We start from the raw sequence: 24,036 nt of genomic DNA on the forward strand, positions 1-24,036 counted from the left end.
AAATTTCCATGAACAGTTTGTCCGCGGACGACGCGTTTCTGACTCACTATGGCTTCAGCCATGACCCTTTCGCGGCCCGTGTTCCGGGGTTCAAGTTCTTTCCCGCTCAGCGCAAGCCGGTGCTTGGGCAGCTGCACCACCTGGCCCGTTACAGCCAGTTGCTGTTGTTGGTGACCGGGCCGGAAGGCAGCGGCAAAACGTTGCTACGCCAGGCGCTTGTCGCCAGCAGCAACAAGCAGGCTGTGCAGAGCGTAGTCGTCACTCCGCAGAGCACCATGGACGCCAGTGCGCTGTTGGCGCAGATCGCTCAGGCACTCAACAGTCAGGACGCCGATTTCGATGGCATCATGGCGCAGGTAGTCCAGCTGGCTCTGACGGGGCAGGAAGTCTATCTGTTGGTGGATGATGCCGAGCGCCTGACTGGCGCTGCGGTGGAGACCCTGCTGCGTCTGGCTGCGGGGACACCTGAAGCGCGCCCGCACGTCTTTCTGTTTGGCGAGCCTGCGCTGGCCGGGCGACTTGAAGCCCTGAGCGAAGGCGAAGAACGCCATCACGCCATCGCCTTGCAACCTTATGAAGAAGATGAGACGCGCGAGTATCTGGCGCTGCGGCTCGAAGGTGCGGGTAGCGGCATCGAGTGCCTGAACGAGGAGCAGATTGCGCGTATCCATGATCAGTCGGGCGGCTGGCCTGGAGCGATCAACCAGGTGGCGCGTGACGAACTTCTCGCGGCGATGCAGAGCAGTCGCGGACGGCGGAAGTCCACCGGCATGGCATTGCCGCTGCCGAAGAAACATCTGTTGGCGGCGCTGGCCGTGATTGTGGTGGTCGCGATTGGCTTTCTGGTTCTGCGTGGTGGCGAGGGTGAGCGGTCGGTTGCGCCGCAAGCCACTCAGTTGCCGCTCGATGCTCCGGCGGGCTCATCAGCGGCTTCGTCTGAGCAGGGCGGGCAAACCGCGATCGAGTTCGATGCTGAGGAACGGCCGTTGTCGCTGCCGCTGGGCGGTGATGCGCAGCCGGTGATTCGAGAGCCGCTCGCTGCCGCTGCCGCTGCAGGTGGCGAAAACGATGCTGAGGTTGCGCTTCCCGGTGCGCGCGAATCGACAATTCCTGCACCTGCACCTGCACCTGCACCTGCACCTGCACCTGCACCTGCACCTGCACCGGTGGAGCGTGCCCAGCCTGCTCCGCCTGTTGCAACGGTGCCGACGCCGGCGCCGACACAGGCGCCTGCTCCGGCATCGCCGCAGGTGCGGCAGAATGTCGCCGAGCGTACGCCAGCGCCTACTGCTGCGCCCAGCGCTTCAGGCAATCGGTCTTGGTATGCCAGTCAGCCGGGCAGCAACTATCTGGTCCAGATCCTCGGGACACGTGTCGAAAAGAATGCCCAAGCGATCGTTCAGCAGCACGGCGCCAGCTATCGCTACTTCACCAAGACGCACGAAGGCAAGCCGCTCTACGTCGTCACCTATGGCAATTTTGCCAACCGAGCGGCAGCGGTTGCAGCGGTGAAGTCGCTGCCCGCTTCGCTCCAGGCCGGCAAGCCATGGGTACGAAGTTTCGCCAGCGTCCAGCAGGAATTGGCGCCAGCTCGATAAAAAATGCCCCAAAAAAGTGCGCAACGCACTGTTTTGGGGCTTGCAAAAATAATTGTGCCGATCTAGCGGGCTTTGTAAACTGCTCCCCCTTTTGCCCACGTGAATGACGGGGTGAGTCGCTGCGCCGTCAATAAGGGGTTGATTTACAACGCATTTAGCTGGTGGAGTGCCTATGAGAGCAGGTCTGTTTCGTCCTGAAGAGTTCAAGGATAACTGCGGCTTCGGTCTGATTGCCCACATGCAGGGCGAGGCAAGCCATCACCTGCTAAAGACTGCCATTCAGTCCCTGACATGCATGACTCACCGCGGCGGCATCAACGCCGATGGCAAGACCGGCGACGGCTGCGGTCTGTTGATGCAGAAGCCTGACGCCTTTCTGCGCGCGAAGGCCCTGGAGCATTTCAACGCCGAGCTGCCGGCCCAATATGCGGTTGGCATGGTCTTCCTCGATCAGGACGCCAGCAAGGCGGATCGCGCTCGTGCTCAGTTGAGCGAGGAAATCCAGGCGCAGGGGCTTACCCTGGTTGGCTGGCGTGAGGTCCCGGTGGACACCAGCGTTCTCGGGCAGCTGGCGCTCGAGCGTCTGCCGCGCATCGAGCAGGTGTTCGTTTCCGGCGAGGGCCTCGATGAGCGTCAGTTCGGCATCAAGCTGTTCTTCGCCCGCCGCCGCGCCGAAGTCGCACTGGCCGACGACAGCGCCTTCTACGTCTGCAGCCTCTCGGACAAGGACATCATCTACAAAGGCCTGATGATGCCGGCCGACCTGGCCCAGTTCTACCCGGACCTGGGTGACGAGCGCCTCGCGACCGCGATCTGCGTGTTCCACCAGCGTTTCTCCACCAACACCATGCCGCAGTGGCGGCTGGCTCAGCCGTTCCGCTTTCTTGCGCACAACGGCGAAATCAACACCATCACCGGTAACCGCAACTGGGCCCAGGCGCGCCGCCTGAAGTTCGCCAACGAATTGCTGCCGGATCTCGAAAGCCTGTCGCCGCTGATCAACCGCACCGGTTCTGACTCCTCGAGCATGGACAACATGCTCGAACTCTTGGTCACCGGAGGAATGGATCTGTTCCGTGGCCTGCGCATGATCATTCCGCCGGCCTGGCAGAACGTCGAGACCATGGACCCCGACCTGCGTGCCTTCTACGAATTCAACTCCATGCACATGGAGCCCTGGGATGGCCCGGCCGGCGTGGTGCTGACCGATGGCCGCCACGCGGTTTGTCTGCTCGACCGCAACGGGCTGCGTCCGGCGCGCTGGGTAACCACCAAGAATGGCTATATCACCCTCGCGTCCGAAGTCGGCGTCTGGGATTACAAGCCGGAAGATGTGCTTGCCAAGGGTCGTGTCGGCCCGGGGCAGATCCTCGCGGTGGACACCCACACCGGCAAGGTGCTGCACACCGATGACATCGACAACCACCTGAAGGCGCAGCAGCCTTACAAGAAGTGGCTGCGGCAGAACGCGCTGCGCATCCAGTCGACGCTGGATGACAACGATCACGGTTCGGCTTTCTACGATGCCGACCAGCTCAAGCAGTACATGAAGATGTACCAGGTCACCTTCGAGGAGCGTGACCAGGTGCTGCGCCCGCTGGCCGAACAGGGCCAGGAAGCGGTCGGATCGATGGGCGACGACACGCCCATGGCCGTGCTGTCGCGCCGCGTGCGTTCGCCCTACGACTACTTCCGCCAGCAGTTCGCCCAGGTGACCAACCCGCCGATCGACCCGCTGCGCGAAGCCATCGTGATGTCGCTGGAAACCTGTCTGGGTGCCGAGCGCAACGTCTTCGAGGAAACCGCCGAACACGCCAATCGGGCGATCCTGACCACGCCGGTGATCTCGCCCGCCAAATGGCGCACGATCATGAACCTCGAGCGGCCCGGCTTCGAGCGTCTGGTCATCGACCTCAACTACGAGGAAGGTACCGGCCTCGAGGCGGCGATCCGCAACATCGCCGATCAGGCCGAAGAGGCCGTGCGCGGGGGCAAGGTGCTGCTGGTGCTGAGCGATCGCCACATCGCTCCGGGCAAACTGCCGGTGCATGCTTCGCTGGCGGTCGGTGCGGTACACCACCGCCTGGTCGAGACCGGGCTGCGCTGCAGCTGCAACATCCTGGTGGAAACCGCCACCGCTCGCGATCCGCATCATTTCGCAGTGCTCATCGGTTTCGGTGCGACAGCTGTCTACCCGTTCCTCGCCTACGAAGTGCTGGGTGACCTGATCCGTACCGGCGAGGTGCTGGGCGATCTCTACGAAGTGTTCAAGCACTATCGCAAGGGCATCTCCAAGGGGCTGATGAAGATCATCTCCAAGATGGGCATCTCGACCATCGCGTCCTACCGCGGCGCGCAACTGTTCGAAGCCGTCGGCCTGTCCGACGAGGTCGTGGAGCTCAGCTTCCGCGGCGTCGCCAGTCGCATCAAGGGTGCCCGCTTCGAGGACCTCGAGGCCGAGCAGAAGGCGCTGGCGGTCGAAGCCTGGAGCAGCCGCAAGCCGATCCAGCAGGGTGGCCTGCTGAAGTTCGTCTACGGCGGCGAGTACCACGCCTACAACCCCGACGTGGTCAGCGCGCTGCAGCTCGCCGTGCAGAGCGGTGACTACAGCCGCTTCAAGGAGTACACGGCGCTGGTCGATCAGCGCCCGGTGGCGATGCTGCGTGACCTGCTCAAGGTCAAGCTGGCCGATCAGCCGCTGGCGCTGGAGGAGGTCGAGCCGCTGGATGCCATCCTCAAGCGCTTCGACTCCGCTGGTATTTCCTTGGGCGCACTGTCGCCGGAAGCCCACGAAGCCATCGCCGCGGCGATGAACCGCATCGGGGCGCGTTCGAACTCCGGTGAGGGCGGTGAAGACCCGGCCCGCTACGGCACCGAGCGCAGCTCGAAGATCAAGCAGGTCGCAACCGGCCGCTTCGGTGTGACCCCGGAATACCTGGTCAACGCCGAAGTGCTGCAGATCAAGGTCGCCCAGGGCGCCAAGCCGGGTGAAGGCGGCCAGCTGCCCGGTGGCAAGGTCAATGGCCTGATCGCGCGTCTGCGTTACGCCGTGCCCGGCGTGACCCTGATCTCCCCGCCGCCGCACCATGACATCTATTCCATCGAGGACCTCGCGCAGCTGATCTTCGACCTCAAGCAGGTCAATCCGCAGGCGCTGGTGTCCGTCAAGCTGGTGGCCGAGCCGGGCGTGGGCACCATCGCCGCCGGCGTGGCCAAGGCCTACGCCGACCTGATCACCATCTCCGGTTACGACGGCGGCACCGGTGCCTCGCCGCTGACCTCGATCCGCTATGCCGGTTCGCCGTGGGAGCTGGGCCTGGCGGAAACCCACCAGACCCTGCGCGGCAATGACCTGCGGGGCAAGGTCCGGGTGCAGACCGATGGTGGCCTGAAGACTGGCCTGGACGTGATCAAGGCCGCGATCCTCGGCGCCGAAAGCTTCGGCTTCGGGACCGCGCCGATGATCGCCCTGGGCTGCAAGTACCTGCGCATCTGCCACCTGAACAACTGCGCCACCGGCGTCGCAACCCAGAACGAGCAGCTGCGCAAGGATCACTTCATCGGCACGGTCGACATGGTGGTCAACTTCTTCCAGTTCGTCGCCGAGGAAACCCGCGAGTGGCTGGCCAAGCTGGGCGTGCGCAGCCTCGGCGAGCTGATCGGCCGTACCGATCTGCTCGAAGTGCTGCCGGGCGACACCGCCAAGCAGAACAACCTCGACCTGACGCCGCTGCTCGGCGGCAGCAGCATCCCGGCCGACAAGCCGCAGTTCTGCGAAGTGGAGAAGAACCCGCCGTTCGACCAAGGGTTGCTGGCAGAAGAAATGGTCAAGCTGGCCAAGAGTGCCATCGACGCCAAGAGCGGCGGCGAGTTCGAACTGGAGATCTGCAACTGCGACCGTTCCATCGGTGCGCGCGTCTCCGGCGAGATCGCCCGTCAGCATGGCAACCAGGGCATGAAGGATGCGCCGATTACCTTCCGCTTCAAGGGCACGGCGGGGCAGAGCTTCGGTGTGTGGAACGCCGGCGGCCTGAACCTGTACCTGGAAGGCGACGCCAACGACTACGTCGGCAAGGGTATGACCGGCGGCAAGCTGGTGGTCACCCCACCGCAGGGCGCTGCCTATCGTTCGCAGGATTCGGCCATCATCGGCAATACCTGCCTGTACGGCGCCACCGGTGGCAAGCTGTTCGCCGCCGGTACTGCCGGCGAGCGTTTCGCCGTGCGCAACTCCGGCGCCCATGCGGTCGTCGAGGGCACGGGCGACCATTGCTGCGAATACATGACCGGCGGCTTTGTCTGCGTACTGGGCAAGACCGGGCACAACTTCGGCTCCGGCATGACCGGTGGTTTCGCCTACGTGCTGGACATGGACAACAGTTTCGTCGACCGCGTGAACAACGAACTGGTCAACCTGCAGCGCATCACCGGCGAGGCGATGGAAGCCCATCGCAGCCATCTGCAGGATGTGCTGCGTGAGTACGTTGCCGAAACCGCGAGCGAGTGGGGGGCAGAACTGCTGGATAATCTTGACGACTATCTGCGTCGTTTCTGGCTGGTCAAGCCCAAGGCGGCCAACCTGGCCTCGCTGCTGTCGAGCACCCGGGCCAACCCGCAATAACAAGAAGCCGCTTCAGGCAGCGGCCCCGCCTTGGCTGGGGCCGCTGCTCACCCTGATTGTCTTGCAGCCGTATGTATCGTCTACGGCCGCTGTTGAGAGGTTATGAAATGACTGAACGTCTGAATAACGACTTCCAGTTCATCGAGGTCGGGCGCAAGGATCCGAAGAAGAAGCTGCTGCGCCAGCGCAAGAAGGAGTTCGTCGAGATCTACGAACCCTTCAAGCCGCAGCAGGCTTGCGAGCAGGCCCATCGCTGCCTGGGCTGCGGCAACCCTTATTGCGAGTGGAAATGCCCGGTCCACAACTACATCCCCAACTGGCTCAAGCTGGTTTCCGAGGGCAACATCCTCGCCGCTGCCGAGCTGGCTCATCAGACCAACACCCTGCCGGAAGTCTGTGGCCGCGTATGCCCACAGGATCGCCTCTGCGAAGGTGCCTGCACACTGAATGACGGTTTCGGTGCGGTGACCATCGGCTCGGTAGAGAAGTACATCGCCGACACCGCCTTCGCCATGGGCTGGCGGCCGGACATGTCCAAGGTCAAGCCGACCGGCAAGAAAGTCGCCATCATCGGTGCCGGCCCGGCGGGCCTTGGTTGCGCGGATATCCTCGTGCGCAACGGCGTGACCCCGGTAGTGTTCGACAAGAACCCCGAGATCGGTGGCCTGCTGACCTTCGGCATCCCTGAGTTCAAGCTGGAAAAGACCGTGCTCAGCCGCCGCCGCGAGATCTTCAGCGGCATGGGCATCGAGTTCCGCCTGAACACCGAAGTGGGCAAGGACATCAGCATCGATCAGCTGCTGGCTGATTACGATGCCATGTTCATGGGCATGGGCACCTACACCTACATGAAGGGCGGCTTCCCTGGCGAGGATCTGCCGGGGGTGTACGACGCGCTGGATTTCCTCATCGCCAACGTCAACCGCAACCTTGGCTTCGAAAAGTCCGCCGAGGACTTCATCGACATGAAGGGCAAGAAGGTCGTGGTTCTGGGTGGCGGTGATACCGCGATGGACTGCAACCGGACTTCCATCCGCCAGGGCGCCAAGAGCGTGACCTGTGCCTATCGTCGTGATGCGGCAAACATGCCGGGTTCGCGCCGTGAAGTGAAGAACGCCAAGGAAGAGGGCGTGAAGTTCCTCTTCAATCGCCAGCCCATCGCCATCGTCGGCGAAGGCAAGGTCGAAGGTGTGAAGGTAGTCGAGACCCGTCTCGGCGCGCCGGATGCCCGTGGCCGCCGCAGCCCCGAGCCGATCCCGGGCTCCGAGCAGGTGTTGCCTGCCGATGCGGTGGTCATCGCCTTCGGTTTCCGGCCGAGCCCGGCACCGTGGTTCGAGGGCCAGGGTATCCAACTGGATAACCAGGGCCGCGTCGTCGCCCCGGAGCGGGGTCAGTTCAAGCACCAGACCAGCAACCCGAAGATCTTCGCCGGCGGCGATATGGTTCGCGGCTCCGATCTGGTGGTGACCGCGATCTACGAAGGGCGCCAGGCTGCCGAAGGCATCATGGACTACCTCGGCGTCTGATCGGTGTTGATCGAGCGCCGACAGGGGCTCGGAACGGCCTGATTTGAATCAAGCCCAAAGGTAAAAGGCACGGCACTCGCCGTGCCTTTTTTTTTCCGCTTTGCGACAATGCACGGCACTTTTTCGCTGGAACCCTGCCATGACTGCCTTGAAGAACGACCGCTTCCTTCGTGCCCTGCTCAAGCAGCCTGTCGACGTCACCCCTGTGTGGATGATGCGCCAGGCCGGCCGCTATCTGCCCGAATACCGGGCCAGCCGCGCCAAGGCCGGTGACTTCATGAGCCTGTGCATGAATCCTGAGCTCGCCTGCGAGGTAACCCTGCAGCCGCTGGATCGCTATCCGCTGGATGCTGCGATCCTGTTCTCCGATATCCTCACCGTGCCGGACGCCATGGGGCTCGGCCTGTACTTCGAGACCGGTGAAGGTCCGCGCTTCAAGAAGGTGGTGAGCAGTGCGGCAGACATCGAGGCGCTACCGATTCCCGATCCGGAGAAGGATCTGGGATACGTGATGGACGCGGTGCGTACCATTCGCCGCGAACTCAACGGCCGCGTACCGCTGATCGGTTTCTCCGGAAGCCCGTGGACCCTGGCGACCTACATGGTCGAAGGCGGCTCCTCGAAGGACTTCCGCAAATCCAAGGCGATGCTCTACGAAAACCCGCAGGCAATGCACGCCTTGCTGGACAAGCTGGCCCAGTCGGTTACCAGCTACCTCAACGGCCAGATCCTGGCCGGCGCCCAGGCGGTGCAGATCTTCGATTCCTGGGGTGGCAGCCTGTCGGCCGCGGCCTATCAGGAGTTCTCCCTGGCCTATATGCGCAAAATCGTAGACGGTCTGATCCGCGAACATGACGGCCGCCGCGTGCCGGTGATCCTGTTCACCAAGGGTGGCGGGCTGTGGCTGGAGTCCATGGCCGACGCCGGTGCCGAAGCGCTGGGGCTGGACTGGACCTGCGACATCGGCGAGGCGCGCCGCCGCGTCGGCGACAAGGTGGCGCTGCAGGGCAACATGGACCCGAGCGTGCTCTATGCCAAGCCCGACGCCATCCGCGCCGAGGTCGCGCGTATCCTGGCAAGCTTCGGTCATGGCAATGGCCACGTGTTCAACCTGGGCCACGGCATCACGCCGGAAGTCGATCCAGCCCATGCCGGCGCCTTCATCGAGTCGGTGCACGAACTGTCCGCGCAATACCACGCCTGACTTTTCAACGGCTCGAAACGAAACGCCCCGCATCAGCTGGGCGTTTTGCATTGCGGGCTCAGTGTGCCGTCTGCGGCTCCGGCAGCGGACGCAGGCGCGCGAGGTGCAGCGCCACGGCGAAGGCGATCAGCAGCAGCGAGGCGATGAACAGGCCGACGCCATCCCAGCCGGCGGCGTGCCAGAAGACCCCACCCAGCGTGCCGGCGATGCTCGAGCCCAGGTAGTAACTGAACAGATAGAGCGAGGAGGCCTGGCCGCGTGCCTGCCGGGCACGGCGGCCAATCCAGCTGCTGGCGACCGAGTGGGCGCCGAAGAAACCGAAGGTAAACAGCAGCATGCCCAGCAGCACCAGCGGCAGCCGGTCGAACAGGGTCAGGCCCACGCCCGCCAGCATCAGGGCGATTACCAGCCAGAACACCCGCCGGCCGAAGCGATCGGCCAGCGCGCCGACTTGAGCCGAGCTGTAGATGCCCGACAGGTAGAGCACCGCCAGCAGACCGATCATGGTCTGGCTGAGGTGGAACGGCTCGGCAATCAGCCGATAGCCGATGTAGTTGTACAGCGTGACAAAGCTGCCCATCAGCAGGAAGCCCTGCAGGAACAGCCAGGGCAGGCCGGCATCGCGGAAGTGCAGGCGGTAGCCCTGCAACAGCCCCTGCGGGCGCAGCGGTCGCGGACGGAAGTGCCGCGATTCCGGTAGAAAGCGCCAGAGCAGCAGGGCCGCCAGCAGCGCCAGCCCGTCCATCAGTCCCAGCACGCTATGCCAGGACAGGTAATCCACCAGCACGCCGCTCAGCAAGCGTCCGCTCATGCCGCCGATGGCGTTGCCGCCGATGTACAGTCCCATTGCCAGGCCCAGGTGGTGGGGATGGATCTCCTCGCTCAGGTAGGTCATGGCCACTGCAGCCACGCCGCTGAGCGCCAGGCCGACCAGTGCGCGCATCAGCAGAACGCCATGCCAGCTGGGCGCCAGCGCACTACCGACGGTGAACACCGCGGCAGCGAGCAGGGAGGCGACCAGCACCTGCTTGCGGCCGATGGCATCGGAGATCGGCCCGGTGATCAGCAGGCCGACGGCCAGGGTCAGCGTCGAGAGCGAAAGGATCAAGCTGCTCTGCGCTGCGTTGATGCCGAATGCCTGCGACAGCATGGGCATCATCGGCTGCACGCAGTAGAGCAGGGCGAAGGTGGCGAAGCCGCCGGCGAACAGCGCCAGGGCGGTGCGCGCGAAGCGCGGGGTGCCTTTCTCTGTATGGCTGATGGGCGCGCCAGGCGCCGGTATCTCTGCTGACGCGTCGCTGGCGTCGTGCGTACTGCTCACGATGAAGACCTCTGTCCGATTCGCTTTTTCCGGCCAAAAGCGGCCCGTTACGCCTGTGATCGCTTTTTCGATCGACGGGCGCGATTGCTGTTGTTTGGGTTTATGGGAGGAATGATAGGAAGCTTTGTCTAAGCTATCCAATATATTATTCGACCTGAATGATATGTTTTGCGACTCATAAGGAGCCCTCATGGAGCTGCGTCATCTTCGCTACTTCGTGGCGGTCGCCGAGGAACTGCACTTCGGTCGCGCCGCCGAACAGCTGCGCATTTCACAGCCGCCGTTGAGCCAGCAGATCCAGGCGCTGGAACAGGAACTCGGCGTAAGGCTGTTCGATCGGACCAACCGGCGCGTGGCGCTGACCGACGCGGGCCGGTTGTTTCTCGAGGAAACGCGGCGCACGCTCGCGCAGGTCGACAAGTCGGTAGACGTGGCCCGGCGCGCCGAACAGGGCGAAATCGGTGAGCTCAAGGTGGGGTTCACCTCATCGGCGCCGTTCACCTCGATCCTGCCGCGGGCGATTCTGGCCTTTCGCCGCACCTTTCCTGCGGTGCATCTGGATTTGCAGGAGATGACCAGCAAGCAGGTGGTCGATGCCGTCCAGGACGAGACGCTGCAAGTGGGCATGATTCGCCCGTTCGCGTTGCCGGCGGGCCTGCAGACCGTCGAGCTGTTCAGTGAGCCGCTGGTGGCGCTGATGCATGCGGGACACCGGCTGGCTGATGCCGGGGACGAGGGGCTGACGCTGGCCGATCTGGCCGAGGAGCCCTTCGTGTTCTTCCCGCGCAGCTACGGTACGGGGCTGTACGACCAGCTGCTCAGCCTGGCGCGCCGTGCGGGCTTCAATCCACGCATCGCCCAGGAGGCGAACGAGGCGCTGACCATCATCGGCCTGGTCGCCGCCGGGCTGGGAGTGTCGGTGTTGCCGGCGTCGTTCCAGCGCATCCGCATCGACGGCGTGCGCTTTCTCACCCTGCAGGACAAGGATGCGACCACCGCCGTCTGGCTGGTCAAACGCCGGCAGGAGCAGTCGCCGTTGGCGCAGGCCTTCATGGAGCTGGTAACGCGCGAGGCCTCCGCTCAGCGCTAGGCGTTCGCTCAGGGCTGCTTGTAGTGGCCGGGTGTATCGCCCTTCTCGTGCTTGTGCACACGGGTCACGCGGATGTCGGTGATGCCCATGACTTCGGCCTGCTCCAGCAGCTGCGCCTCGTCGGCATCGGCCTTCGGCATCACCAGGCTGTTCTCGGCATCGGCATTGTGCAGCTGGATGAGGTGCCGCGCCGCCTCGCCCTGGGACAGGCTGTCGACGTCGGCGTCATAGGTCTCGGCGCGCGGGTCGTTCTGGTAGATGTAGTTGATTTCGAAGGTGTGCGAAGACTTGCCGAACATGAGGCGCTCCTGTGGAGGTCACTGATATTCAGTGGACTCGACGGCAACGGCAAACGTTCCAGCAGACGGTCGGCCCCTCACCGCACGCCCTGCTGTGCCAGCCAGGCGAGCAGTTGCGGCAGTGGCATGGCACCGCTCTGTCGTGCCACTTCGCGACCGTCACGGAACAGGATCAGGCTGGGAATGGAGCGGATTCCGAGCTGTGTCGACAGCTGGGCATTGGCTTCGCTATCGAGCTTGGCCAGGCGGCAGCGGCCCTGCAGCTGGCGGGCGGCCTCGGCGAAGGTCGGGGCGAAGCTGCGGCAGGGGCCACACCAGCTCGCCCAGACATCCACCAGTAGCGGCAGGTCGCCCTTGATCTGGTTGGCGAACTGGCTCTGTTGCAGCTCGAACGGTTGGTCCGGTAGCGCCTCGGACTTGCAGCGCCCGCAGCGTGGCGCGTCATGTACGCGCGCGGCAGGGATGCGGTTGAGGCTGGCGCACTGTGCGCAGGGAACGATCAACGAATCGGTCATGGCGAGGCTCCACGGCGGTATGCCGATAATGTGGAGCCTCGCCGGCGGATATCAAGCCGCGGGCGCTCTCAGCCCCTGGATGCGCTCAGCGCCTGGGCCAGGTCGGCAAGGATGTCGTCGATATGCTCGATGCCGATGGACAGCCGGATCAGATCCTGCGACACCCCGGCGCGGGCCAGCTCCTCGGCATTCAGCTGGCGGTGCGTGGTACTCGCCGGATGGCAGGCCAGGGACTTGGCATCGCCGATGTTGACCAGGCGCACCACCAGCTTGAGTGCATCGATGAACCGTGCGCCGGCCTCCATGCCGCCTTCGATGCCGAAGCAGAGGATCGAGGCCGGCGTACCACCCATGTAGCGGCGTGCCAGTTCGTGTTCGGGATGATCCTGCAGGCCGGCGTACTTGACCCAGGCTACCTGCGGATGGGCCTGGAGGAACTCGGCGACCTTCAGCGCATTCTCGCAATGACGCTCCATGCGCAGCGCCAGGGTTTCCAGCCCCTGCAGGATCAGAAACGAGTTGAACGGGGAAATCGCTGCGCCCATGTTGCGCAGCGGCACCACGCGGCAGCGACCGATGAAGGCGGCCGGGCCGAAGGCCTCGGTGTAGGTGACGCCGTGGTAGGACACATCCGGCGTGTTCAGCAGGGCGAAGCGCTCCTTGTGCTGTGCCCATGGAAATTTGCCGGAGTCGACGACGATTCCGCCGATGCTGGTGCCGTGGCCGCCCATGTACTTGGTCAGCGAATGCACGACGATGTCGGCGCCATGCTCGAACGGCCGGCAGAGCATCGGCGTGGCGACTGTATTGTCGACGATCAGCGGCACACCGTGGCGGTGCGCGGCTTCGGCCAGGGCGGCGAGATCGATGACATTGCCCGCCGGGTTGCCGATGGATTCGCAGAACACCGCCTTGGTGCGACCATCGATCAGCGCTTCCAGGGCTGCGATGTCATCGTGGGCGGCGAAACGCACCTCGATGCCCTGGCGCGGCAGGGTATGGGCGAACAGGTTGTAGGTGCCGCCATAGAGTTTGGCCACCGAGACGATGTTGTCGCCCACTTCGGCGATGGTCTGGATGGCGTAGGTGATCGCTGCCATGCCCGAGGCTACGGCCAGTGCAGCCACGCCGCCTTCAAGCGCTGCGACGCGCTGTTCAAGCACGTCGGTGGTGGGATTCATGATGCGCGTGTAGATGTTGCCCGGCACCTTCAGGTCGAACAGGTCGGCGCCGTGCTGGGTGTCATCGAAGGCGTAGGAGGTGGTCTGGTAGATCGGCACCGCCACCGCCCTGGTGGTCGGGTCCGGGCTGTAGCCAGCGTGGATGGCGAGGGTTTCCAGTTTCATGGCGCGCTCCTTTTTCTTGTTCATCATGGCAAAGGCCCGAGAGCATGAAACTGAACACCTGACCGGTCAATGATCCAGCGCAAGCCTTGCCGTCAAATCGGCGTTAGTGGCCAGAACAGCGGGATCACCAGCGTTCCGACCAGCCAGAGCAGCAGGTTCAGCGGGATGCCGATCTTGAGAAAGTCGGCGAAGCGATAGCCCCCGGCGTTGTAGACGAAGGTATTGGTCTGGTAGCCGATCGGTGTGGCGAAGCTGGCGCTTGCTGCGAACATCACCGCCACCACGAAGGCGCGTGGGTCGACGCCCAGGTGCTGCGCCAGGCCGATGGCGATGGGGGTGATCAGCACCGCCACGGCGTTGTTGGACAGCATCTCGGTGAGCAACGAGGTCAGCAGGTAGATGAACGACAGCATGAACAACGGCCCGGCCCAGGGCGTCACGGTGGTCACGTTCTGTACGATCAGCTGTACCAGACCTACCTTGTCCATGGCGATGCTGATGGCCAGCATGCCGAAGATCAGACTGAGGATCTTCCAGTCCACGGCCTTGTAGGCGTCCTCGACATCGAGGCAGCGCGTGGCCAGTACCGTGGCGGCGCCGATGATCGCCAGGCCTTCGATCGGCATCACGCCGAAGGCGGCGAGCCCCATCACTGCCAGCGTGGCGATGATGGCGATCGGCGCCTTGTCACGGCGGAACGCGCGTTCCTGTACGGCGTTGAGGCTGATCAGCTCGCCGTTGTCGGCGAAACGCTTGATCTGCGCCGGGGTGCCTTCGACCAGCATGACGTCGCCGAACTGCAGCTGGAAATCATCAAAGTTGCCTTGAATGTTCTCGTCCTGGCGGTGCACGGCAAGCACGCTGATGCCATAGCGGGCAGACAGGTCGAGGTCGCGCATCGGCCGGTGGCTGTAGCGCGACCCGCGGCCGACAATGGCTTCGGCGAGAATCACGTCTTCGCTGCTGATGGTCTCGAAGGCGTCGCCGCGGTTGAAGGTCAGGTGGCCGCTCTCGCGCAGCTCCACCACATCCTTGACCTGCCCGTGGATCATCAGCAGGTCGCCGGCGCTGAGGACGAAGTCGTGCTCCGGGCGGCTGAACAGCTGGCTGTCGCGGTTCACCTGCAGCACCTGCAGGCCGCTGCCGCCGTTCAGGTTGGCCTCGGCGATGGTCTTGCCGATCACCGGGGAGTTGAGCGGCACGCGCAGTTCGGTCATGAAGTTGCGATCCAGACGCGGGCCGAGCAGTTTGGACAGGGTGTCGCGCTCCGGTAGCAGATGCCTGCCGACCGTCAGCAGGTAGATCATGCCGGCAGCTGCCATGATCAGGCCGGCCGCAGTGATCTCGAACATGCCGAACGGCGCCAGGCCGGCCTTGCGCGCCACGCCATCGACGAGGATGTTGGTGGACGTGCCGATCATGGTCAGCGTGCCGCCGAGAATGGTCGCGTAGGACAACGGAATCAGCAGCTTCGACGGCGTGGTGCCGGCGCGCTTGGCCAGCGAAATCGCCACCGGCGTGAGGATCGCGACCACCGGCGTGTTGTTCAGGCAGGCGGAAATCACCAGCGCGGTGATCGTCAGGCCGAACAGTACGCGGGTAGGGCTGGTGCCGACCAGGTCGCCGAGCCAGGTGCCTAGGGCATCGATACAGCCGGTGCGCTCCAGCGCCGCGGATATGATGAACATGCAGGCGATCGTCACTGGCGCCGAGTTGGACAGCACGCCGAGCACCTCGCCCGGTGTCAGCAGCTGGGTGGCCAGCAACACCGCCACCGCGATTGCGACGACGATATCCGGGCTCCAGCTCTCCCTGATGAACGCCACCAATACCCAGATCAGCAAGGCGCAGACGAACAACAGCGGCAGCGATTCGGGAAACATGGACATCCTTAAGGTGGCGACGACGAAGAGCCGAACAGCGGCCCCGCGCGCACGATAGAGAGGTCAGCTTAGAGAGTCCAGAAACCTTTCCTGCTGTTTATATGCGATCTGGTTATTAGCGAGCTGTGGCAGTAGCCGGCACTCCAGCGCGACAGCTGTAGGGCAGACCTGGTGTCCTGCACAAATGAAAAAGCCGCGCAATGCGCGGCTTTGAAGGTGGTGGGCCCACACGGACTCGAACCGTGGACCAAAGGATTATGAGTCCTCTGCTCTAACCAACTGAGCTATAGGCCCCCAGAAGGCCGGCGGATTATAACGGCGGATGACAGTGGCGCCAATCGAAGCGCCCTGTTGATAGGCATTGGTGAAAAAAGAAACCCCCGGCATGCCGGGGGTTCTGGGTCTTACTCGTCGAGGAAGGAGCGCAGGTGCTCGCTTCTCGTCGGGTGGCGCAGCTTGCGCAGCGCCTTGGCTTCGATCTGGCGAATGCGCTCGCGGGTGACATCGAACTGCTTGCCGACTTCCTCGAGGGTGTGGTCGGTATTCATGTCGATGCCGAAGCGCATGCGCAGTACCTTGGCTTCACGGGCGGTGAGGCCGGACAGTACTTCGCGGGTGGCTTCCTTGAGGCTTTCCACGGTGGCCACGTCGATCGGCGACTGCATGGCCGAATCTTCGATGAAATCGCCCAGGTGCGAGTCTTCGTCGTCACCGATCGGCGTTTCCATGGAGATTGGCTCCTTGGCGATCTTCAGCACCTTGCGGATCTTGTCCTCGGGCATTTCCATGCGCTCGCCAAGCTCTTCGGGCGTGGGCTCGCGGCCCATTTCCTGCAGCATCTGACGGGAGATGCGGTTGAGCTTGTTGATCGTCTCGATCATGTGTACCGGGATGCGGATGGTCCGCGCCTGGTCGGCAATGGAGCGAGTGATCGCCTGGCGAATCCACCAGGTGGCGTAAGTCGAGAACTTGTAGCCGCGGCGGTATTCGAACTTGTCCACCGCCTTCATCAGGCCGATGTTGCCTTCCTGGATCAGGTCGAGGAACTGCAGGCCGCGGTTGGTGTACTTCTTGGCGATGGATATCACCAGGCGCAGGTTGGCCTCGACCATCTCCTTCTTCGCCCGGCGGGCCTTGGCCTCACCAATGGACATGCGGCGATTGATGTCCTTGATGTCGGCGATGGCGAGTTCGCACTGCTGTTCCAGTTCGATGAGCTTCTGCTGGCAGCGCTGAATCTCTTCCTTGCGGTTGCCGATGGCTTCGGCGTACTTGCTCTTGCCTGCAGCCAGTTGCTCGGCCCAGTCGAGATTGGTCTCGTTGCTCGGGAACTGACGCAGGAAGTCGGCGCGCGGCATGCGGGCATCACGCACGCACAACTGCATGATGGCGCGTTCCTGAGCACGGATCTGGTTCAGAGCATCACGCACGCGCTCGACCAGGGCATCGTACTGCTTGGGCACGAGCTTGATCGGCATAAACAGGATGGCGAGGGCTTCGAGCTCCTCGGTGGCCTGCTGGCTGGCGCGGCCGTGCTTCTTAAGGGCCTTGTTGGCTTTCTCAAGCTGTTCGGCGACCGCGCCGAAGCGCACGCGCGCAACTTCCGGATCGGGCCCGCCGTCGCCTTCTTCTTCCTCGGTATCCGACTCTTCTTCGTCGTCGTCGTCCTTGTCGTCGACTACCGGCTTGGCCGTGGTCTGCGGCGTTTCCGGCTCGACTTCCTGCGGTGCGGCAGCACCGTCGTCGTCGGGGTCGATGTAGCCGCTGAGGATGTCGGACAGGCGACCGCCTTCGTTCGTCACGCGCTCGTAGTCGGCGAGGATGCTGTCGACGGTGCCAGGGAAGTGGGCGATCGCGCTCATGACTTCGCGAATGCCTTCCTCAATGCGTTTGGCGATTTCGATCTCGCCTTCGCGGGTCAGCAGTTCGACGGTGCCCATCTCGCGCATGTACATGCGCACTGGGTCGGTGGTGCGGCCGATATCGGTCTCGACCGCGGCGAGTGCGGCTGCGGCCTCTTCGGCTGCGGCTTCATCGGTATCGGCTTCGGCCAACAACAGGGCATCGGCATCCGGAGCGGTCTCGAATACGTTGATGCCCATGTCGTTGATCATGCGAATGATGTCTTCCACCTGTTCCGGATCGGAAATATCCTCCGGCAGGTGGTCGTTAACCTCGGCGTAAGTCAGGTAACCCTGCTCACGGCCACGCTGGATCAACTCTTTGAGGCGGGACTGCTGTTGCGCTTTTCCGGACATATAACCCTATCCACTGAAGGTTCTGGCGGGCTGAAAACAAGCTGAGCATTATAGCCGAGCTAGGACCTCACGCGCCAGTTGAGGTCGGTGTAGCGGGTATTGCGTTGCGGCTCAATAGGTTACGCAGTTGGTCTTTTTCCTCTGCGCTGAGTTCACCCTGGCGAGCCTTGCGCAGCAGGCTTTCGAGGCGCCGTTCCCGCTGTCTGGCGGCAAGGCTATTAATGGTGTCGAAAAACTGCTGTTCAAGGTTATCGGCAGAGATCAGCCATTCTTTCTCTGCAAGTGCGCGTAAAAGTCGTCCCTGATCGGTGCCGTGCCACCGGGCGATCAGCTGCAGGCTGCGCAGCTTGGGGTTTTTCTGCAGGGTGCCGAGCAGCGCTACCAGCAGTTGGGCATAGGTATCGTCTTCTGCGGCGAAATGGCTGACGTCTTCGACCTTCTGCGCCAGCTCCGGGTGGTGCAGAAGGGTGCGCAGGGTGGTCAGTGCCGGAGGCTCGACCGTGGCGGGTGTGCGCGGCCCGCGTGGCATTAAGTCTGGACCCTGGCCGTTTTTTTTCCAGTCCTTTTTCCACTCTTTCTTGCCTGGCTTGCCGTTGCGCGGTTGCGGCTGCACGGGTTCCGGTGGCTCGAAGTGGTCGGGCTCGCCGTAGGCCGGGCTGGCGTCGTAGTAGGTGTAGTCGTCGTAGGTCGGCGTGCTGCTGGGCGCAGATACGGGCGCGGCGGCCATGTGCTGCAGCGCCTCGCCGTTGAGCCCAGTGATCTCGGCCAGGCGCTGACGCATCAGTGCGCGTAGGTTGTTGCCCGGTATCTTTTCGATGAGCGGTGCGGCCAGTGTCGCCAGATGGGCCTTGCCTTCCAGGGAGCGCGGATCGGCCTCTTCACTCAGTTGCTGGAAGAAATAGTCGGCCAGTGGTTGCGAGTGTTGCTGTATGCGGGCGCGAAAGGCGTCGGTGCCCTCGGCGCGGACCAAGGTGTCCGGATCTTCGCCGTCCGGCAGGAACAGGAAGCGGGCGCGGCGCCCGTCCTGAAGGTTCGGCAATGTTGCCTCCAGTGCGCGCCAGGCAGCCTTGCGTCCGGCGGCGTCCCCGTCGAAGCAGAACAGCACGCTGGGAACGATGCGGAACAGGCGTTTGAGGTGTTCCTCGCTGGTAGCGGTGCCCAGGGTGGCGACGGCATTGCGCAGACCTTGCTGGGCCAGGGCAATGACGTCCATGTAGCCCTCGACCACCATGATCTCGTCGAGATCGCGGTTGGCCTGGCGCGCTTCGTAGAGGCCGTAGAGCTCCTGACCTTTGTGGAATACCGGGGTCTCCGGCGAGTTGAGGTACTTGGGCTTGTCGTCGCCCAGCACCCGACCACCGAAGGCGATCACCCGACCACGGCTGTCGCGGATGGGAAACATCACGCGGTCGCGAAAGCGGTCGTAGCGCTTGCCGTTCTCGGCGTTCTCGATCAGCAGGCCGGCATCAATCAGCGCCTTCTGCTGAAGGGCGTCACCGCCGAGGTGCTTCATCAGGTTGTCCCAGCCGGGCGGTGCGAAGCCCAGGCCGAAGTCGCGGGCGATGACGCCGGACAGCCCGCGTCCCTTGAGGTACTCCACCGCGGCCTTGCGCGTCGGATGGCTTTTCAGCGCCTGGCGGTAATAGTCGGCGGCGGCGGCGAGCAGTGGGTAGAGTGGCGAATCGACCGGCTGGCGGGGCTTGTGCTTGCGCCCGCTGTCCTCGCGTGGGACTTCCATGCCGGCGCGCTTTGCCAGTTCTTCGACCGCCTGGGGGAAGTCCAGCTGGTCGTGGTCCATGACGAAGCCGAGGGCGTTGCCGCCGGCGCCGCAGCCAAAGCAGTAGTAGAACTGTTTGTCCGGGCTGACGCTGAAGGACGGCGTCTTTTCCTTGTGGAACGGGCAGAGGGCGCTGTAGTTCTTGCCGGTCTTCTTCAGCTGGATGCGCGAACCGACCACTTCGACGATGTCGGAGCGGTTGAGCAGGTCATCGATGAAGGATTGGGGGATCAGTCCGGCCATAGGGGTATCAGATTACGCTCGCATGCGCCGGAAATGAAAAAACTCCGGCCTTTCGCCGGCTGGCGAAGCGGAGTCTGCATGCAATGCAAAACCCGGCCGAAGCCGGGTTTGATGCGACGTCAGCCGTACTGGATCAGTACAGGCGGACGCTACGGCGCTGCTCGCGCTGCACTTTCTTGGCGTGACGCTTGACTGCTGCAGCAGCCTTGCGCTTGCGCTCGGCAGTCGGCTTCTCGTAGAACTCACGCGAACGGACTTCGGCCAGAACGCCGGCTTTTTCGCAGGAGCGCTTGAAGCGACGCAGTGCTACGTCGAAGGGTTCATTCTCTTTAACTTTGACAGCGGGCATCCAGGACTTACCTTCACTTGATTACCGGTGGCAACGCGCTTCGGCAATGACTCGCAAGCACGCTGGTTTTAAGGGTTGCGGATGTTACCCGCTCCAATGGCGGAATGCAAAGCCCCTGATCGAAAAGCGCTGGTCGGTCGGACGGCCCGACGATTAATATGCACGGCTTCATTCGCCTTCCGGAAGGTTGAACCCATGCTGGTGCTGGGGTTGGAAACGTCCTGCGACGAAACGGGTGTCGCGCTTTATGACAGCGAGCGGGGCCTGCTGGCCGACGCGCTATTCAGCCAGATCGACCTGCATCGCGTCTATGGCGGCGTGGTGCCGGAGCTGGCTTCCCGTGATCACGTGAAACGCATGCTGCCGCTGATTCGTCAGGTGCTGGCCGAGGCCGGCCGCGAGGCGGGGCAGGTCGACGCGGTGGCCTATACGGCAGGCCCGGGCCTGGTCGGTGCCCTGCTGGTCGGTGCGTCTTGTGCTCAGGCGCTGGCGCTGGCCTGGGGCGTGCCGGCGGTCGGTGTGCATCACATGGAAGGTCATCTGCTGGCGCCGATGCTCGAAGCGCAGCCTCCGGCGTTTCCGTTCGTCGCCTTGCTGGTGTCTGGCGGGCATACGCAGCTGGTGCGTGTGGATGGCATCGGCCGCTACGAGCTGCTCGGCGAATCGGTGGACGATGCCGCTGGCGAGGCGTTCGACAAGACCGCCAAGCTCATGGGCCTGCGCTACCCGGGCGGACCGGAGATCGCACGGCTGGCCGAGCAGGGCACGCCGGGACGCTTCGTCTTCCCGCGCCCGATGACCGACCGGCCGGGGCTGGACTTCAGCTTCAGTGGGTTGAAGACCTTCACGCTCAATACCTGGCAGCAGTGCCGCGATGCCGGCGACGACAGCGAGCAGACTCGCTGCGACATCGCGCTGGCCTTCCAGCAGGCGGTGGTGGAGACGCTGACCATCAAGTGCCGACGGGCGCTGAAGCAGACCGGGCTGAAATCGCTGGTCATCGCTGGAGGGGTCAGTGCCAACCAGTCGCTGCGTCAGTCGCTGGAAACGATGCTTGCCGAACTCAAGGGGCAGGTGTTCTATGCGCGGCCACGTTTCTGCACCGACAACGGCGCAATGATCGCCTACGCTGGCTGTCAACGCCTGCTGGCGGGCCAGCATGATGGGCCGGCGATCGCCGTACAGCCACGCTGGTCAATGGAGACGCTGCCGGCGATCTGAACCGCATCGACCTAGAAGTGCCTTTCCCGGCCAGCGAACAGATCGCGAACATTGCTGCGGTGACGCCAGACTATCAGCGTTGCCAACAGGCTCATCGGCAGCAGCGCACCGGGCTGCTGCCAGGCCAGCAGCGGCAGGCAGAGCGGCAGGGCGATCAGGGCTGCCAGCGAACTGGTGCGGGTCATGCGGAATACCAGGAGCCAGGCGGCGATGGCCAACAGCGCGGCCGGCGGGTAGAGCGCGAGCAGGGCGCCGGCGGCGGTCGCCACGCCCTTGCCGCCGCGAAAACGGAAGTACAACGGATAGAGATGGCCGCATACCGCCGCCAGACCGATCCAGGCCTGCTGCTGGACGCTCATGTCCAGCGAGGCGGCCAGCAGGACGGGCAGCAAGCCCTTGAGCAGATCGCCGAACAGCGTGCAGATCGCCAGGCGCTTGCCGGCCAGACGAAGCATATTGGTGGCGCCGGGGTTGCCGGAGCCACCGGCGCGCGGGTCGGGTATCCCGGCCAGGCGGCTGAGCAGTATGGCGAATGACAGCGAGCCGATCAGGTACGCGAGCAAGGTCAGCAGCCAGAACATGGAATCCATCCGGGGCAGGGAGTCCCTGAGTCTAACGGCGCGTTTCGAGCTTGTCGTGCCGCAGGAGAACGTTGCGTGGATACAGTCTTCATCGAAGGCCTGGAAGTGGATACGGTGATCGGCGCCTATGATTGGGAGCGCGGCATCCGGCAGTGCCTGCAGTTGGACCTGACGCTGGGCTGGGACATCCGTCCGGCGGCGCGGAACGACGAGCTGGACAAGGCGCTGGACTATGCCAAGGTCGCCGCAGCCATCGATCAGTTCGCTGCCGAGGCGCGCTTCGAGCTGGTCGAGACCTTCGCCGAACGCCTGGCGCAGCGCCTGATGAGCGAGTTCGGCATTCTCTGGCTGCGCCTGCGGGTCACCAAGCCCGGCGTCAATGCGCGCGCCCGTGCGCTGGGCGTGGAGATCGAACGCGGATGTCGCTAACTCCGGTGCTGCTCGGCCTGGGCAGCAATGTCCAGCGTGAGCCCCATCTGCATGCCGGCCTCGATGCGCTGGCCGAGCTGCTGGTGAACATGCGTTGTTCGCCGGTGTTCGAAAGCCTGGCGGTGGGCTACAAGGGCGACAACTTCTACAACCTCGTGGTCGCCGGCGATACCGAGCTGCCGCTGACCGAACTGGACCGGCGGCTCAAGTTCATCGAGGCGGACAACGGTCGTTACGCGCCGGATCGCAAGGGATTGCCACTAGATATCGACGTGCTGCTCTATGGCGAGCTGGTCGGCAATTTCCACGGTTTGCTGCTGCCGCGTGCGGAGATTCTCAAGAACGCCTTCGTGCTCTGGCCGCTGGCGCTGCTGGCCCCGACCGTACGGCACCCGGCCGCGGACGCCAGCTTTGCCGAGCTGTGGGCGCAATCGACCATCGACCAACAGCTCTGGCCGGTGCCCTTCCAGTGGCGCGGCGCGGAGCTCACGCCCCCGGAGCTGGTCCGCGCCCACCCGCCGCGTTGTGCCTGACTAGCCGTTATTCGCATTCTGCTGGCAATGCCGCCGCAGTGCCTCGAGTCGGGCAGCGGCGAGTGCCTTGCCCAGCTCGGCGCCCTGGTGGCCTTGTTCCAGCAGCGGTTTGATCGCGACGTCACGAGCTGTTTTCGCCGCCGCCCGCAGGTAGTCGACCTGGGGTAAGGGTTGCGCGGCGCCGTCTGCCGGGGCGGTCATTTCGCAGGCCGCGATGAAGTGCTCGAAGCGTTCCGGGCGGCGATAGATATCGAAGTGCTGCAGCATGTCGAGCAATGCCTCGGCGGGCAGCGTGCGCGCATCGAGTGCGTTCTGGTGGTAGCGGCCGAACAGCATCGCCAGTTCCTGGCAATCCCGCGGCGCCTTGCAGCGCTGGTTCAGGGCGGCGATGGCCTGCAGGCGTGCCTCCTGGCTGGCGGCTGGTCCGGCGCTGCCGAGCAGCAGGCAGGCCCAGCGTACCGGCAGTGGCTGGGCGTGCTTCGCACAGCGCCGCAGTGCGCCGAGCAATGCTTCGCCATGTGCGCTTTGCTCCTCGAAACTGGCAGCCAGTTCGGGGAACAGCTCTGGTAGGGCGTGACAGGCTTGCAGTACCTGAATGAAGACATCTGGGCGCGGCTCCATCAAGGCGCGGGAGATCTCCTTCCAGCTGCGTTCGGCGGTGAGTGCCGACAGCTCGCCGGAGCGCGCCAGCTGACGCATCAGCTCAAGGGTTTCGTCGGCGATGCGAAAACCGAGGTCGGCGTAACGCGCGGCGAAGCGCGCCACGCGCAGCACGCGCAGCGGGTCTTCCGCAAAGGCCGGCGACACGTGGCGCAACAGTCGGGCCTGCAGATCACGCTGGCCGCCGTAGGGGTCGATCAATTGCCCCTGCTCGTCTTCGGCAATGGCATTGATGGTGAGGTCGCGTCGCTGCAGATCCTCCTCGAGGGTGACCTCGGGGCTGGCATGGAAGGTGAAGCCGCCATAACCGCGGCCGCTCTTGCGCTCGGTACGGGCCAGGGCGTACTCCTCGCCGCTCTGCGGATGCAGGAACACCGGAAAGTCTGCTCCCACCGGGCGAAAGCCCTGGGCCTGCATTACCTCCGGGGTGGCGCCGACCACCACCCAGTCCACTTCACTGACCGCGCGCCCCAACAGGCGATCACGCACCGCGCCGCCGACTTTGTAGATCTGCATAACCACCTCCGTAGGCGCGGAGGATAAAGGATATCGGCCGTATGGCCACAGATTGGTGCTGAGGAA

18 protein-coding genes and 1 tRNA gene are annotated in these 24,036 nt (G+C 64.0%); 8 read left to right on the forward strand and 11 right to left on the reverse strand.

Annotated features, from left to right (window positions below):
- Positions 1-8: 8 nt before the first annotated feature.
- The 4 genes from PSTAB_RS02975 (at position 9) to hemE (ending at position 8,949) form a co-directional block, all read left to right on the forward strand.
- Positions 9-1,598, forward strand: a complete 1,590-nt coding sequence (locus PSTAB_RS02975; RefSeq protein ID WP_013981657.1) for an AAA family ATPase — start codon at positions 9-11, stop codon at positions 1,596-1,598.
- A gap of 172 nt (positions 1,599-1,770) precedes the next feature.
- Positions 1,771-6,219, forward strand: a complete 4,449-nt coding sequence (gltB, locus tag PSTAB_RS02980; protein WP_013981658.1) for a glutamate synthase large subunit — start codon at positions 1,771-1,773, stop codon at positions 6,217-6,219.
- 107 nt (positions 6,220-6,326) lie between these two features.
- The gene (locus PSTAB_RS02985) at positions 6,327-7,745 is read left to right on the forward strand and encodes an FAD-dependent oxidoreductase (RefSeq protein ID WP_013981659.1); all 1,419 of its coding nucleotides are present in this window, start codon (positions 6,327-6,329) and stop codon (positions 7,743-7,745) included.
- 139 nt (positions 7,746-7,884) lie between these two features.
- On the forward strand, positions 7,885-8,949 hold the full coding sequence (gene hemE / locus PSTAB_RS02990) for a uroporphyrinogen decarboxylase (RefSeq protein ID WP_013981660.1): 1,065 nt from the start codon (positions 7,885-7,887) through the stop codon (positions 8,947-8,949).
- 58 nt (positions 8,950-9,007) lie between these two features.
- On the opposite strand, the gene PSTAB_RS02995 is transcribed toward hemE, so the two are convergent.
- A complete protein-coding gene (locus PSTAB_RS02995) occupies positions 9,008-10,231 on the reverse strand; it encodes an MFS transporter (protein ID WP_049790892.1) in 1,224 nt (407 codons plus the stop codon).
- Between the two features lie 229 nt (positions 10,232-10,460).
- On the opposite strand from PSTAB_RS02995, the gene PSTAB_RS03000 reads away from it, so the two are divergent.
- Positions 10,461-11,360, forward strand: coding sequence for a LysR family transcriptional regulator (locus PSTAB_RS03000; RefSeq protein WP_011911798.1), 900 nt, complete (start codon positions 10,461-10,463; stop codon positions 11,358-11,360).
- An 8-nt stretch (positions 11,361-11,368) separates the two neighbouring features.
- On the opposite strand, the gene PSTAB_RS03005 is transcribed toward PSTAB_RS03000, so the two are convergent.
- From PSTAB_RS03005 to rpsU, 8 genes are all read right to left on the reverse strand, one after another.
- Positions 11,369-11,659 carry a hypothetical protein gene (locus PSTAB_RS03005; protein ID WP_013981662.1) on the reverse strand — a complete coding sequence of 97 codons (291 nt, stop codon included), beginning with the start codon at positions 11,657-11,659 and terminating at the stop codon, positions 11,369-11,371.
- 77 nt (positions 11,660-11,736) lie between these two features.
- Entirely contained in the window at positions 11,737-12,174 is a 438-nt protein-coding gene (gene trxC, locus PSTAB_RS03010; protein ID WP_013981663.1) for a thioredoxin TrxC, read from the reverse strand.
- A 68-nt stretch (positions 12,175-12,242) separates the two neighbouring features.
- On the reverse strand, positions 12,243-13,520 hold the full coding sequence (locus PSTAB_RS03015; protein WP_041771630.1) for a bifunctional O-acetylhomoserine aminocarboxypropyltransferase/cysteine synthase: 1,278 nt from the start codon (positions 13,518-13,520) through the stop codon (positions 12,243-12,245).
- A 92-nt stretch (positions 13,521-13,612) separates the two neighbouring features.
- Complete coding sequence (locus PSTAB_RS03020) at positions 13,613-15,403, reverse strand: SLC13 family permease (protein ID WP_013981665.1); 1,791 nt, start codon at positions 15,401-15,403, stop codon at positions 13,613-13,615.
- Between the two features lie 217 nt (positions 15,404-15,620).
- A tRNA-Ile gene (locus PSTAB_RS03025) sits at positions 15,621-15,697 on the reverse strand.
- A 110-nt stretch (positions 15,698-15,807) separates the two neighbouring features.
- The gene (gene rpoD, locus PSTAB_RS03030; RefSeq protein ID WP_013981666.1) at positions 15,808-17,661 is read right to left on the reverse strand and encodes an RNA polymerase sigma factor RpoD; all 1,854 of its coding nucleotides are present in this window, start codon (positions 17,659-17,661) and stop codon (positions 15,808-15,810) included.
- Positions 17,662-17,728: 67 nt separating this feature from the next.
- Entirely contained in the window at positions 17,729-19,681 is a 1,953-nt protein-coding gene (dnaG, locus tag PSTAB_RS03035; protein WP_013981667.1) for a DNA primase, read from the reverse strand.
- 133 nt (positions 19,682-19,814) lie between these two features.
- Complete coding sequence (gene rpsU, locus PSTAB_RS03040) at positions 19,815-20,030, reverse strand: 30S ribosomal protein S21 (RefSeq protein ID WP_003290642.1); 216 nt, start codon at positions 20,028-20,030, stop codon at positions 19,815-19,817.
- Between the two features lie 195 nt (positions 20,031-20,225).
- Here rpsU and tsaD point away from each other — a divergent pair, with 195 nt between their 5' ends.
- Entirely contained in the window at positions 20,226-21,251 is a 1,026-nt protein-coding gene (gene tsaD, locus PSTAB_RS03045; protein ID WP_013981668.1) for a tRNA (adenosine(37)-N6)-threonylcarbamoyltransferase complex transferase subunit TsaD, read from the forward strand.
- 11 nt (positions 21,252-21,262) lie between these two features.
- Here the strand turns inward: tsaD and plsY are convergent, their stop codons facing one another.
- Positions 21,263-21,832 carry a glycerol-3-phosphate 1-O-acyltransferase PlsY gene (gene plsY / locus PSTAB_RS03050; RefSeq protein WP_013981669.1) on the reverse strand — a complete coding sequence of 190 codons (570 nt, stop codon included), beginning with the start codon at positions 21,830-21,832 and terminating at the stop codon, positions 21,263-21,265.
- 75 nt (positions 21,833-21,907) lie between these two features.
- Between plsY and folB the strand changes: the two genes are divergently transcribed.
- Both folB and folK read left to right on the forward strand, forming a co-directional pair.
- Positions 21,908-22,261: a dihydroneopterin aldolase gene (folB, locus tag PSTAB_RS03055; protein WP_013981670.1), complete on the forward strand. Its 354-nt coding sequence runs from the start codon at positions 21,908-21,910 to the stop codon at positions 22,259-22,261.
- Positions 22,252-22,794: a 2-amino-4-hydroxy-6-hydroxymethyldihydropteridine diphosphokinase gene (gene folK, locus PSTAB_RS03060; protein ID WP_013981671.1), complete on the forward strand. Its 543-nt coding sequence runs from the start codon at positions 22,252-22,254 to the stop codon at positions 22,792-22,794. The genes folB and folK overlap by 10 nt, the downstream gene beginning before the upstream one ends.
- Here the strand turns inward: folK and PSTAB_RS03065 are convergent, their stop codons facing one another.
- Positions 22,795-23,970, reverse strand: coding sequence for a multifunctional CCA addition/repair protein (locus PSTAB_RS03065; RefSeq protein ID WP_013981672.1), 1,176 nt, complete (start codon positions 23,968-23,970; stop codon positions 22,795-22,797).
- Positions 23,971-24,036 lie beyond the last annotated feature (66 nt).

The sequence above is a fragment of the Stutzerimonas stutzeri genome, from assembly GCF_000219605.1.
Lineage (GTDB): Bacteria > Pseudomonadota > Gammaproteobacteria > Pseudomonadales > Pseudomonadaceae > Stutzerimonas > Stutzerimonas stutzeri.

Excerpts from the sequence above, each read along its gene's own strand:
- PSTAB_RS02975 (WP_013981657.1), top strand. The coding sequence starts at position 9 with ATGAACAGTTTGTCCGCGGACGACGCGTTTCTGACTCACTATGGCTTC.
- gltB (WP_013981658.1), top strand. The coding sequence starts at position 1,771 with ATGAGAGCAGGTCTGTTTCGTCCTGAAGAGTTCAAGGATAACTGCGGC.
- PSTAB_RS02985 (WP_013981659.1), top strand. The coding sequence starts at position 6,327 with ATGACTGAACGTCTGAATAACGACTTCCAGTTCATCGAGGTCGGGCGC.
- hemE (WP_013981660.1), top strand. The coding sequence starts at position 7,885 with ATGACTGCCTTGAAGAACGACCGCTTCCTTCGTGCCCTGCTCAAGCAG.
- PSTAB_RS03000 (WP_011911798.1), top strand. The coding sequence starts at position 10,461 with ATGGAGCTGCGTCATCTTCGCTACTTCGTGGCGGTCGCCGAGGAACTG.
- PSTAB_RS03005 (WP_013981662.1), bottom strand. The coding sequence starts at position 11,659 with ATGTTCGGCAAGTCTTCGCACACCTTCGAAATCAACTACATCTACCAG.
- trxC (WP_013981663.1), bottom strand. The coding sequence starts at position 12,174 with ATGACCGATTCGTTGATCGTTCCCTGCGCACAGTGCGCCAGCCTCAAC.
- PSTAB_RS03015 (WP_041771630.1), bottom strand. The coding sequence starts at position 13,520 with ATGAAACTGGAAACCCTCGCCATCCACGCTGGCTACAGCCCGGACCCG.
- PSTAB_RS03020 (WP_013981665.1), bottom strand. The coding sequence starts at position 15,403 with ATGTTTCCCGAATCGCTGCCGCTGTTGTTCGTCTGCGCCTTGCTGATC.
- rpoD (WP_013981666.1), bottom strand. The coding sequence starts at position 17,661 with ATGTCCGGAAAAGCGCAACAGCAGTCCCGCCTCAAAGAGTTGATCCAG.
- dnaG (WP_013981667.1), bottom strand. The coding sequence starts at position 19,681 with ATGGCCGGACTGATCCCCCAATCCTTCATCGATGACCTGCTCAACCGC.
- rpsU (WP_003290642.1), bottom strand. The coding sequence starts at position 20,030 with ATGCCCGCTGTCAAAGTTAAAGAGAATGAACCCTTCGACGTAGCACTG.
- tsaD (WP_013981668.1), top strand. The coding sequence starts at position 20,226 with ATGCTGGTGCTGGGGTTGGAAACGTCCTGCGACGAAACGGGTGTCGCG.
- plsY (WP_013981669.1), bottom strand. The coding sequence starts at position 21,832 with ATGTTCTGGCTGCTGACCTTGCTCGCGTACCTGATCGGCTCGCTGTCA.
- folK (WP_013981671.1), top strand. The coding sequence starts at position 22,252 with ATGTCGCTAACTCCGGTGCTGCTCGGCCTGGGCAGCAATGTCCAGCGT.
- PSTAB_RS03065 (WP_013981672.1), bottom strand. The coding sequence starts at position 23,970 with ATGCAGATCTACAAAGTCGGCGGCGCGGTGCGTGATCGCCTGTTGGGG.